The organism is Erwinia sp. (assembly GCF_049696395.1).
In the GTDB taxonomy this organism is placed as follows: domain Bacteria; phylum Pseudomonadota; class Gammaproteobacteria; order Enterobacterales; family Enterobacteriaceae; genus Erwinia.
Map to the genome: position 1 here is coordinate 1 of NZ_JBAVTT010000128.1, position 12,116 is coordinate 12,116.

Genomic DNA, 12,116 nt, shown 5'->3' on the forward strand with positions numbered 1-12,116 from the left:
TACGACGGGAATCGAACCTGTGACCCCAGCATTATGAGTGCTGTGCTCTAACCAGCTGAGCTACGTAGCCATCTTTTTTTCGCGTTACCTTCATCGGCGTTGCGGGGCGCATTATGCGGAGTTGACCTGTTAGCGTCAACAATTTTTTTAGCGTTTTTTCCCTGAAACGTGTCGTTTGTCTGGCTTATAACCAGCCTGGCGAATAAAACAACAAAATATGAAGGTAATCAGCGAATTTATAAACAATGACGGGCCGCAAGCGGCCCGTTTTCTGACGCAAAGCAGTCGGTTATTTATAAGCAGACTGGTGAACGCCTACAGCGCGCCCAGACGGATCGTCCATGGTTTTGAACGCTTCGTCCCACTCAATGGCTTTTGCTGAAGAACAGGCCACAGAAGGGCCCCCAGGCACGCATTCTGCTGCGCTTGCCAGCGGGAACTGCTCTTCAAAGATTTCGCGGTACAAATAGCCTTCTTTTGAGCTCGGCGTGTTGTAAGGGAAACGGAAGTGAGCCGTCTGCAATTGCTGATCGGTTACCTGCTTCGCCGCCACTTCTTTCAGCGTATCAATCCAGCTGTAGCCAACCCCGTCAGAGAACTGCTCTTTCTGGCGCCAGGCAACGCTTTCTGGCAGATAAGAGGAGAAGCACTCACGCAGGATGTGTTTTTCCATCTTGCCATTGCTGCCACACAGTTTATCAGCCGGGTTGATGCGCATCGCCACATCGAGGAATTTTTTATCCAGGAAGGGAACGCGAGCTTCAACACCCCAGGCAGACATTGCTTTGTTGGCGCGCGCACAGTCAAACATGTGCAGCGCCAGCAATTTACGGACGTTTTCTTCGTGGAACTCTTTAGCGTTTGGCGCTTTATGGAAGTACAGGTAGCCGCCAAACACTTCATCTGCGCCTTCGCCAGACAGCACCATCTTGATGCCCATGGCTTTGATCTTACGGGACATCAGATACATTGGTGTAGAGGCACGAATGGTGGTCACGTCATAGGTTTCGATGTGATAGATAACATCGCGGATCGCATCCAGACCTTCCTGCACGGTGAAATGGATCTCGTGGTGCACGGTGCCAAGATGTTCAGCAACCGATTTTGCTGCTTTCAGATCCGGTGAACCTTCCAGACCTACGGCGAAGGAGTGCAGCTGTGGCCACCAGGCTTCGCTCTTGTCCTGATCCTCAACACGCTTAGCGGCGTATTTTTTGGTAACAGCAGAGATAATGGAAGAATCCAGACCGCCAGACAGCAGCACGCCGTAAGGGACGTCTGACATCAGGTGGCTTTTCACCGCTTCTTCCAGCGCGTCTTTCAGCTCAACAGCGTCAGTTTTGTTGTGTTCAACGGCTTCATAGCTGAACCAGTCGCGCTGCCAGTATCGGCGGATTTCACCGTCGGTGCTGGACATGTAGCTTCCAGGAGGGAACTCTTTGATCGATTTACACACCGGGACCAGCGCTTTCATTTCTGAAGCCACAAACAGGTTACCGTGCTCATCGTTACCCATATACAGCGGGATGATCCCGATATGGTCACGGCCAATCAGGTAGGAGTTTTTCACACTGTCATACAGGATGAAAGCGAACATGCCCTGCAGGTCATCAAGAAAATCAACGCCCTTTTCCTGATACAGCGCCAGAATCACTTCACAGTCAGATTCGGTCTGGAATTCGTAACGATCGCTCAGCTCTGCACGCAGCGCCTGATGGTTGTAGATTTCACCGTTCACTGCCAGAACATGGGTGTGGTCCGCGTTGTAAAGTGGCTGAGCACCGTTGTTCACGTCAACAATAGACAGACGTTCATGCGCCAGAATGGCGTGGTCGTTGGCATAGACGCCGGACCAGTCCGGGCCACGGTGACGCATCAGACGGGAAAGCTCCAGCGCTTTCTTACGCAGTTCAACCGGATCGCTTTTCAGATCCAACACACCAAAAATAGAACACATAGCTAACTCCCTTACGGCATCCCTGAACGGTGATGATGATTCGTGAATGAAGAATGGCGACATTTTTCGCCGATGTATAAGAAAATGCTCTATATCATCGATGTGAGCAAGTGTTTTAGCTTTTCTCTGAAAAATAGTCTGTTCACTGGCGTGAAATGTTGATGGATCCGCAATAAAAATCGTTATTTATTGTTGAATCGTTAATGTTTTTAGCGGGGTGGTCAAGGAGTGAGCAGGCGAGGGTAAAAAAAAGCCCGACACAGTGGCCGGGCTGATCGTCAGATAATGTCAATATCTGCCACCGAGGGATAAATCCAGCTCGGCCGGAAGGGCATCGCATCCACATCACTGAGAGTGGAAACGCCTGACAGCACCAGGATTGTCTCAAGTCCAGCCTGGAAGCCAGCCAGAATATCCGTACGCAGGTTGTCACCGACAATCACCGTTTCTTCCGAATGGGCCTGCATCTTGTTTAATGCCGCGCGGATAATCCACGGGCTTGGTTTGCCAACATAAAACGGCTGGCGACCAGAGATCTTCTCTATACCCGCGCAGAGCGCGCCACAGGCAGGCACAAAGCCGCGTGCATGAGTATCGGGATTCGTTGCAATAAACCGGGCGCCATTGGCAACATGGTAAGCCGCTTTATGCATCATGTCCCAGTTGAAGGAACGTGTTTCGCCGACGATAACGAAATCCGGATTCACGTCAGTGATGGTGAAACCGGCTTTATACAGCTCGTGGATCAGCGCACCTTCTCCAATAACGTAGGCTTTTTTCCCTTCCTGGCGGCGCAGAAAATCGGCCGTAGCCATCGCGGAAGTATAAAAGACGCTATCAGGCAGATCGATCCCGGCAGAGGCAAAGCGGTTAGCGAGATCGAGTGAGGTCTGGGAAGGGTAGTTGGTGAGTACCACCAGCGGCATCCCTTTTTCCATAATCCGTTGCAGGAACTCATTCGCACCCGGAACGGCGGTGTTGTCATGCATCAGTACGCCATCTATATCGCAGATGACATTTTTAATTGTGGCAGTTTCACTGTCCGACAGGGTCAAAGCGCTCATTAACCTTCCAGTAAATGTTGTAATAAGATGCCGTTAAGCATGGCCCGTTTTGCCAGCGCAAACGCGCCTATGGCAGAACGATGATCAATCTCTGAGCGTACCACTGGCAGATTCTTGCGGAAAGCTTTCAGAACCTGAGTATTAATACAGCCCTCGATGGCTGCCAACAGCACTTTGTCTGCTTCGGTTATTTCACCAGCGATCACCACTTTCTGCGGATTAAACAGATTGATGGCAATGGCAATCGCTTTACCCAGGTGCCGTCCAACGTAGTCAATCACTTCGACTGCCAGCGCATCGCCCCGGTTAGCCGCTTTGCAGATCTGCGGCATATGGCAATCATCCAGCGTCAGTGAGCTTGGATAGCCTTGAGTGAGTAAATGGCGAACCCGGTTTTCAATAGCGCCATTAGCAGCAATAGTTTCCAGACAGCCAAAGTTGCCACAGTGGCAACGTTCACCCAGCGCATCGACCTGAATATGCCCTATTTCACCCACGTTGCCGTTGCTGCCGAGGAAAATATGGCCATTGGCGATGATCCCGGCGCCCGTCCCACGATGGACACGCACCAGAATAGAGTCTGCGCAATCGCGTGATGCACCAAAATAGTGCTCCGCAAGCGCAAGACTGCGGATATCGTGACCGACGAAGCTGGTGACGTTGAAACGTTTTTGCAGATTTGTCACCAGCGGCCAGTGATGAACATGAATATGCGGCATGTATTTAATGATGCCGTTATTCGGGTCCACCAGGCCGGGCAGGATAACTGAGATAGCTATCAGTTCACGCACTTTGCGCTGGTGCTGCTCGCTGAAGCTGGCAATAGCATGAAAGAGGGCGTTTTCCAGCGTTTCCTGAGTGCGTTCCGGCAGCGCATAGTCTTCCTGCGCCAGAGATTTTCCGCTCAGATCAAACAGTGTCAGGGTCGCATCACTGCGGCCAAGGCGGACACCGATGGTGTGAAAACCCCGGGTTTCAGTAATGATGGAAATGGCGCGACGGCCTCCGGTAGAGGCCTGCTGATCAACTTCTTTAATCAGCCCGCGCTCAATAAGCTGGCGGGTGATTTTGGTGACGCTGGCGGGGGCTAGCTGGCTGTGTTCGGCAATCTGAATGCGCGAAATCGGCCCTTGCTGGTCGATTAGCCGGTAAACGGCCGCGCTATTAAGTTGCTTAACAAGATCGACATTTCCTATTTGAGCCTGGCCGCCAGTGGTCATTCAGTATCTACTCGCTTAAGACTTCGTCACCATTAACGATAGTCTGGATTATTTTGTAGTCACGGGTGAAAACCGTCAGGTTAGCCACTTTTCCGGCTTCAATCGATCCTAACTTTTTCTCAACACCCATAGCCCGTGCAGGGTACAACGTTGCCATTCGCAGCGTTTCGTCCAGTGAGATACCAACATGTTCAACGCTGTTCGCTACAGCTTCAATCATAGTCAGTGCGGAGCCACTGAGCGTGCCGTTCTCGTCAACGCAGAGTCCATCACGATAGTATATTGTTTTTCCTGCAAAAATGAACTGGTCAATGGTCGCACCAGCTGGCGCGGTGGCATCGGTCACCAGGATCAGTTTGTCACCTTTAATGCGTTTGGCATTACGGATGTTAGCGTAGTGAACATGTAAACCATCAGCAATGATACCGCAGTAGACATTCGGTGAATCAAACAGCGCACCGATTAGCCCAGGTTCACGGCCAGTGATGGTTGGCATGGCGTTATATAAGTGGGTGGCGAAACTGACGCCGGCACTGATACCCTCGCGTGCTTCATCATGGGTGGCATGGGAATGCCCGGCTGAAATGACGATACCGGCTTCGCGCAGCTGACGGATCACCGCGCTATCAACCTGCTCAGGCGCAAGGGTGATTTGGCCAATCACATCCGCATTGGCACAAAGAAAGTCCACCAGCGCCTGGTCGGGCTTACGGATCAATTCAGGCGGATGAGTGCCTGGTTTTTTTGGGCTCAGCCATGGGCCCTCAAGGTGCAAACCCAGCGCTTTATTGGCGTTTTGCGAAAGGTATGCGCGCATCACTTCCACCGCACGCTTCATCATTTCGTCGGTGCTGGTAATAAGTGTAGGCAGATAGCTGGTGCAGCCTGATCTTTCATTGGCCTGCTGCATGGTCGTCAGCGTTTCCACGCTCAGTGCGCTGAGATCATCATTGAACTGAACGCCACCACAGCCATTCAGCTGCAGATCGATAAAGCCGGGAGCAATTATCGCACCACCCACGTCACGCGTCGTCACGCCAGCAGGGACATCACTCAGGGCGCACACGCGCTCAATCAAGCCATCAGCAATGATAACAGCATGATTATCCAATATTTCGTGACCGGTAAAAATCCGGCCATGGGTTAAAGCGTACATAATATTCTCCCGGCTGTTTCCGTAGTGATTTACAGATTTATGACGTTTTCTGCTTCCATCTCGCGGAAATACTTAACAGTTTTCACTTTCAGTTCCATGGTGGCTGGTTCATCACAGACCACCACGGATTTGGCGTGCAGCTGCAGGCAGCTGATCGTCCACATATGATTTACATTGCCTTCTACGGCGGCCTGAAGAGCCTGCGCTTTCACATGACCAATCACCAGAATCATCACTTCTTCGGCATCTAAAAGTGTACCCACGCCCACAGTCAGCGCATATTTAGGCACCTGGTTTACATCACCATCGAAGAAACGAGAATTGGCTACGCGGGTATCATGGGTCAGGGTTTTGATACGGGTACGTGAAGCCAGCGATGAGGCTGGTTCATTGAAGGCAATATGACCGTCGTTGCCTACACCCCCCATAAACAGGTTAATTTTGCCGTAAGAACGGATCTTCTCCTCATACTGGCGACATTCTGCGTCAATATCTGGGGCATTGCCATTCAGAAGATTGATGTTTTCTGGTTGAATATCAACATGATCGAAAAAGTTGCGGTACATGAAGCTGTGATAGCTTTCCGGATGCTCCTTTGGCAGGCCAACATATTCATCCATGTTAAAGGTCACCACGTTTTTAAAGCTAACCTGGCCTGCTTTATGCATATCGATTAAATGCTTGTACGCTTCCAGTGGGGTGCCACCGGTTGGCAGACCGAGGACAAAAGGACGGTCCGCGGTAGGGTTGAAAGCATTAATGCGATTGACGATATGGCGAGCGGCCCATTTTCCAACCTGGGTCGGGGTAGCTAAAGGAATCAGTCTCATGTTTCACCTCATAGTAGCAAGCATGTTTAAGGGAGTCAGACGGTGTCCAGCGTGCAGGGCACTTAAGCGTAACGCGTCCTGTCCGGTCTCCGCGAGGAATAAATCCGTCTGGATAATTCGGATCATAAAATAAGTTTGCGGTGATAGCCAGCCTGATACGGATTTTCATCTGTTATTTGGTGATAAAAGTCACAAACAGAGCGAATTAATTTGCGAAGCGAATTAATTTCTTTTTACACTCCGTACCGTGGTTAACGTGTCATACAGAAACCAGCAAGCCGTGATAAAAATAGAAAACGGCTAGTTGCGCATAGCGGATCTCAAAGGGGGAAATGTGAATATACTCGGGTTCTTTCAAAGATTAGGGCGGTCGTTACAGCTGCCAATTGCGGTTTTGCCGGTTGCAGCATTGATGCTGCGCTTCGGCCAGCCAGATTTACTCAATATGCCGTTTATCGCTCAAGGTGGCGGCGCGATTTTTGACAACCTGGCGCTGATTTTCGCCATCGGTGTGGCCTCAACCTGGTCGAAAGACAATGCTGGTGCGGCTGCACTGGCTGGTGCGGTGGGCTACTTCATCCTGACCAAATCCATGGTCACCATCAACCCAGCAATCAATATGGGTGTACTGGCCGGTATCATTACCGGGCTGGTGGCCGGTGCTACTTATAACCGCTGGTCTGATATCAAACTGCCTGACTTCCTGAGCTTCTTTGGTGGCAAGCGCTTTGTTCCTATCGCAACTGGCTTCTTCTGTCTGATACTGGCCGCGATCTTCGGCTATATCTGGCCTCCGGTTCAGGCAGCTATTCACTCTGGTGGTGAATGGATTGTTTCGGAAGGGGCGTTCGGTGCCGGCGTCTTTGGTTTCGTTAACCGTCTGTTGATCCCGACCGGTCTGCATCAGGTGCTTAACACCATTGCCTGGTTCCAGATTGGTGAGTTCCACAATGCGGCCGGTGCGGTGTTCCACGGTGATATCAACCGCTTCTACGCTGGGGATGGCACCGCAGGCATGTTCATGTCTGGCTTCTTCCCAATCATGATGTTCGGTTTGCCTGGCGCAGCGTTAGCGATGTACCTGGCTGCACCGAAAGAGCGTCGTCCAATGGTTGGCGGTATGCTGCTTTCCGTGGCAATCACCGCGTTCCTGACCGGTGTGACTGAGCCGCTGGAATTCCTGTTCATGTTCCTGGCGCCGATGCTCTATCTGATCCATGCGCTGTTAACCGGAATCAGCCTGTACATTGCCACAGCTCTGGGCATCCACGCTGGCTTCTCCTTCTCAGCAGGTGCGATTGACTACACCTTGATGTACAACCTGCCAGCGGCCAGTAAAAACGTCTGGATGCTGTTGGTGATGGGCTTGGCGGCATTCGGCATCTACTTTGTGCTGTTCACAGCGGTGATCCGCATGTTTAACCTGAAAACACCTGGCCGTGAAGATGCGAGCGAGGAAGTGGTCGACAATGAAGCCAACAGCAACACCGAGGAAGGGCTGAACCAGCTTTCCCAGCAATATGTTGCGGCGATCGGCGGTTCCGATAACCTGCAAATTATTGATGCCTGTATTACCCGTCTGCGTCTGTCTGTGAAAGATTCAAGCCTGGTAAACGATGCTGCCTGTAAGCGCCTTGGTGCTTCCGGTATTGTGAAACTGAACAAGCAAACCGTTCAGGTGATTGTGGGTGCAAAAGCAGAATCCATCGCTGAAGTGATGAAAAAGCTGATTGCTAAAGGCCCGATTGCCGCCTGGTCTGCCTCTACAGCGCCTGCACCTCAGGCGGCTAAAGTGGCTCCTCAAGCGGTTCCAAACGCCCCTAAAGGCATCATTGCTACGCTGGTTGCGCCAGTCAGCGGTGAAGTGGTCGCGCTGGAGCAGGTTCCTGATGAAGCGTTCGCCAGCAAAGCGGTAGGTGAAGGCCTGGCTATCAAGCCAACCAGCAGCACCGTGGTTTCTCCTGCTGCGGGTACCGTGGTGAAAATCTTCAACACCAACCACGCCTTCTGTCTGGAAACAGAGAAGGGCGTAGAAGTGGTGGTGCATATGGGTCTGGACACCGTTGGGCTGGAAGGCAAAGGCTTTACCCGTCTGGTGGAAGAAGGGACTCAGGTTACGGCAGGTCAGCCGGTCCTCGAAATGGATCTGGCCTTCCTGAATGCCAATGCCCGCTCGATGATTAGCCCGGTTGTGGTCAGCAATATTGAAGATTACAGCGGCATTACGTTGCATGCCGGTCAAACCGTGGTAGCCGGTGAAAGTCGCCTGTTCGACATTAATGGCTAACTCTTCTTGAGTGACACTGAAGGGTGGGAAGTGATTCCCACCCTTTTTTTATCGTTTTACCGCAACAAACGGTTGTTTCCCTTCCCGGCTTTGTGGATCATACTCCGTTATTTCACGCACTTCTTATGCTAAGCATTACTGAGGAAATTAAGATGAGTGAGGCTGAAGCCCGCCCAACTAACTTTATTCGTCAGATCATCGACGAAGATCTGGCGACCGGTAAACATGCCAGCGTGCATACCCGCTTCCCGCCGGAGCCGAATGGTTATCTGCACATTGGCCATGCCAAGTCTATCTGTCTTAACTTTGGTATTGCGCAAGATTATCAAGGCCAGTGCAACCTGCGTTTTGATGACACCAACCCGGTCAAAGAAGACCTGGAGTTTGTTGAGTCAATCAAACAAGACGTGCAGTGGCTGGGTTTCGAGTGGACTGGCAATGTTCGCTACTCCTCTGACTATTTCGACCAACTGCATAATTACGCGGTTGAGTTGATCAACAAAGGCCTGGCCTATGTTGACGAACTGAGCCCTGAGCAGATCCGTGAATACCGCGGAACGCTGACAGCGCCAGGTAAAAATAGCCCGTACCGCGATCGCACTGTAGAAGAGAACCTGGCGCTGTTTGCAAAAATGCGCAACGGTGAATTTGCCGAGGGGACTGCCTGCCTGCGTGCGAAAATCGATATGGCTTCCAGCTTTATCGTGATGCGCGATCCGGTTCTGTACCGCATTAAGTTTGCCGAGCATCACCAGACCGGTAATAAGTGGTGCATCTATCCAATGTATGACTTCACCCACTGCATTTCCGATGCGCTGGAAGGGATCACGCATTCACTCTGTACGTTAGAGTTCCAGGATAACCGCCGCCTGTATGACTGGGTGCTGGATAACATCACTATTCCGATGCATCCGCGTCAGTACGAGTTCTCTCGCCTGAATCTTGAATACGCCATTATGTCCAAGCGTAACCTGAACCGTCTGGTGACTGAGAAGGTTGTGGAAGGCTGGGATGACCCACGTATGCTGACCGTTTCCGGTTTGCGCCGTCGTGGTTATACCGCGGGTTCAATCCGCGAGTTCTGCCGCCGTATCGGCGTGACCAAGCAGGACAATATCGTTGAGATGGCTTCACTTGAATCCTGTATCCGCGACGATCTGAACGAGAACGCTCCACGTGCGATGGCGGTGATGGATCCGGTTAAGGTGGTGATTGAAAACCTGCCAGCTAATCATGAAGAGATTATCACCATGCCTAATCATCCGAATAAACCGGAGATGGGCACGCGTGAAGTTCCGTTCAGCCGTGAAATTTATATCGATCGTGCGGACTTCCGTGAAGAAGCCAACAAGCAGTACAAGCGTCTGGTGCTGGGCAAAGAAGTTCGCCTGCGCAATGCTTATGTGATCAAAGCTGAACGTATTGCGAAGGACGAAGAGGGCAACATTACTTGCCTGTTCTGTACCTGCGATACCGAGACGTTAAGCAAAGATCCGGCTGATGGCCGTAAAGTGAAAGGCGTTATTCACTGGGTGTCTGCTGAGCATGCACTTCCAGCTGAATTCCGCCTGTATGATCGTTTGTTCAGCGTGCCAAATCCGGGTGCGGCAGAAGACTTTATGACCACGATTAACCCTGAGTCTTTGTTGATCCGTCAGGGCTTTGTCGAGCCAGGCCTGCAGAAGGCAGAAGCCAACAGCCCGTATCAGTTCGAGCGTGAAGGCTATTTCTGTGCTGACAGCCGTTATTCCAGCGCCACCAATCTGGTGTTTAACCGCACCGTTGGCCTGCGTGATACCTGGGCGAAAGTGGGCGACTAACGCGCTCTGATTACCTGACAAAAATGCAGCCTTCGGGCTGCATTTTTTTTGCGTTAATAAGATATAAGGATGTTATTAATCTGTGGTTAAAGTATTTCCATGGTGGTTTATTTTCTGGATTTATTAATGCATGATTTGTTAATTTTTACGGCGTATTAGCGATGTTATTTGTCGTTATTCAGCAAGCAGTCAATTTTTTGTGTCATTGCTCATACTTTCCTCTTTCGCTTTGAAATAGTCATTGATAATTCGCGTCGCGAAAAATATCATCATCTTTGAGTTTCCGTCTGTTATGGACTCTTATAACCAATTGATATCACGCCTGTCCTGGGCTTTACTCTTATGGAAGAGAGGTTATCTATGTCGTTTCTTACCGCCTCACAGCCGGTGCTGACGGGCACGGTTGCCTGTTGTATCGCTCTCTCTGGTGTCTTTTTTATTCCTGAAGTTACTGCTGCCGGTTTTATGGATGATGCCTCACTTACGGGCGGCGTTTATTACTGGCAACGGCATCGTGAACGAAAAGACCTCAATCCTGATAGCGATAAATACGGTCAATATCAACAGAACCTCCATCATTCAACTTTTAACAGTAATCTGGATTTCTCTTCTGGCTACGCTGCAAACTTTATTGGTGTGGATTTAGCCGTATTTGGTGCGCTGGAAATGTCAGATAAAGGCCCGGCAGCGCCAAATGAAATAGGCTTCAGTGATGCGAATACCCGCTGGGATGAAAAGTGGAGCGGGAATAAAAATGGTGCGAGCATTTATCAGGCTGCAGTGAAATTTAAACTCAATGACTACTGGCTACGGGCCGGTTATTTACAGCCTCAGGGGCAGTCGCTGCTGGCGCCTAACTGGAGTTTTTTGCCTGGCACCTATCGTGGTGCTGAGGTGGGGGCAAAGTACGACTTTGCTGAAGCCGGTGAGCTGTCACTCTCCTACATGTGGAGTGATGAATACAAGGCACCCTGGTATCGCAATACCTACAACTTCCGCAAGGCCGACGGGCAAACTGGCCTCTCCTACCTGCATTCCGCAGGCGCAAAATACGACTTCAAAAACGACCTGCTGGTGGAAGGGGCTTTTGGTCAGGCTGCCGGGTATATGGACCAGTATTTCGCCAAACTTTCTTATGCCTTCTCACTGGCGCAAAACCCGCTGACTACCAGCTGGCAATTCTACGGTGCCACCGATAAAGAGTACGGCGGGGCCGCTAACCCTAATGATGTGTATGACGGGCTGGCCTGGTTACAGGCAATAACCTTCGGCTATACCGCCGGGCCTTTCGATCTGCGTCTTGAAGGAACCTGGGTCAAGGCGGAGGGGAATCAGGGCTACTTCCTGCAACGTATGACGCCAGGCTACGCCACGTCCAATGGCCGGTTGGATATCTGGTGGGATAGCCGTTCTGACTTCAATGCTAACGGTGAGAAGGCTCTGTTCGCAGGTGTGCTTTATGAACTGAAAGAGTGGGGACTGCCTGGGCTTTCGCTAGGCACCTCTTATGTCTATGGCTGGGATGCCAAACCCAGCACCAAAGCGATCTATCAGCAGAACACCCGGCTGAGAGAATCCGCCTGGAACCTGGACTTGCTCTACAAAGTGCAGCAGGGCGCAGCGAAAGGCACGCTATTCAAACTGCATTACACCCGTTATGACAACCATTCCAACCTTGCAAGTTGGAGCGGCGGTTATGGCAACGTCTTCCAGGATGAGAAAGACCTGAAGTTCATTGTAACCGCCCCGTTTACGATTTTGTGACAGGAACATTGCGGTTTG

At 51.1% G+C, this 12,116-nt stretch carries 8 protein-coding genes; 3 read left to right on the forward strand and 5 right to left on the reverse strand.

Annotated elements, in window-relative coordinates; all coding sequences use genetic code 11:
* Positions 1 to 289 precede the first annotated feature (289 nt).
* The 5 genes from asnB to nagB form a co-directional block, all read right to left on the reverse strand.
* Positions 290 to 1,957 (reverse strand): asparagine synthase B, encoded by a 1,668-nt coding sequence (asnB, locus tag WCC56_RS15990; RefSeq protein ID WP_424693330.1) that lies wholly within the window; start codon positions 1,955 to 1,957, stop codon positions 290 to 292.
* A 278-nt stretch (positions 1,958 to 2,235) separates the two neighbouring features.
* Positions 2,236 to 3,021 carry an HAD-IIA family hydrolase gene (locus WCC56_RS15995; RefSeq protein WP_424693331.1) on the reverse strand — a complete coding sequence of 262 codons (786 nt, stop codon included), beginning with the start codon at positions 3,019 to 3,021 and terminating at the stop codon, positions 2,236 to 2,238.
* Complete coding sequence (gene nagC / locus WCC56_RS16000; protein ID WP_424693332.1) at positions 3,021 to 4,241, reverse strand: DNA-binding transcriptional regulator NagC; 1,221 nt, start codon at positions 4,239 to 4,241, stop codon at positions 3,021 to 3,023. Before nagC ends, WCC56_RS15995 begins: the two co-directional genes overlap by 1 nt.
* 7 nt (positions 4,242 to 4,248) lie before the next feature.
* Positions 4,249 to 5,397, reverse strand: coding sequence for an N-acetylglucosamine-6-phosphate deacetylase (gene nagA, locus WCC56_RS16005; protein ID WP_424693333.1), 1,149 nt, complete (start codon positions 5,395 to 5,397; stop codon positions 4,249 to 4,251).
* 29 nt (positions 5,398 to 5,426) lie between these two features.
* Positions 5,427 to 6,227 (reverse strand): glucosamine-6-phosphate deaminase, encoded by an 801-nt coding sequence (gene nagB / locus WCC56_RS16010; RefSeq protein WP_424693334.1) that lies wholly within the window; start codon positions 6,225 to 6,227, stop codon positions 5,427 to 5,429.
* A gap of 334 nt (positions 6,228 to 6,561) precedes the next feature.
* Here nagB and nagE point away from each other — a divergent pair, with 334 nt between their 5' ends.
* The 3 genes from nagE (at position 6,562) to chiP (ending at position 12,098) form a co-directional block, all read left to right on the forward strand.
* Positions 6,562 to 8,514 carry a PTS N-acetyl glucosamine transporter subunit IIABC gene (gene nagE / locus WCC56_RS16015; RefSeq protein WP_424693335.1) on the forward strand — a complete coding sequence of 651 codons (1,953 nt, stop codon included), beginning with the start codon at positions 6,562 to 6,564 and terminating at the stop codon, positions 8,512 to 8,514.
* A gap of 152 nt (positions 8,515 to 8,666) precedes the next feature.
* Positions 8,667 to 10,334: a glutamine--tRNA ligase gene (glnS, locus tag WCC56_RS16020; protein WP_424693336.1), complete on the forward strand. Its 1,668-nt coding sequence runs from the start codon at positions 8,667 to 8,669 to the stop codon at positions 10,332 to 10,334.
* Between the two features lie 360 nt (positions 10,335 to 10,694).
* Positions 10,695 to 12,098, forward strand: a complete 1,404-nt coding sequence (chiP, locus tag WCC56_RS16025; protein WP_424693337.1) for a chitoporin ChiP — start codon at positions 10,695 to 10,697, stop codon at positions 12,096 to 12,098.
* Positions 12,099 to 12,116 lie beyond the last annotated feature (18 nt).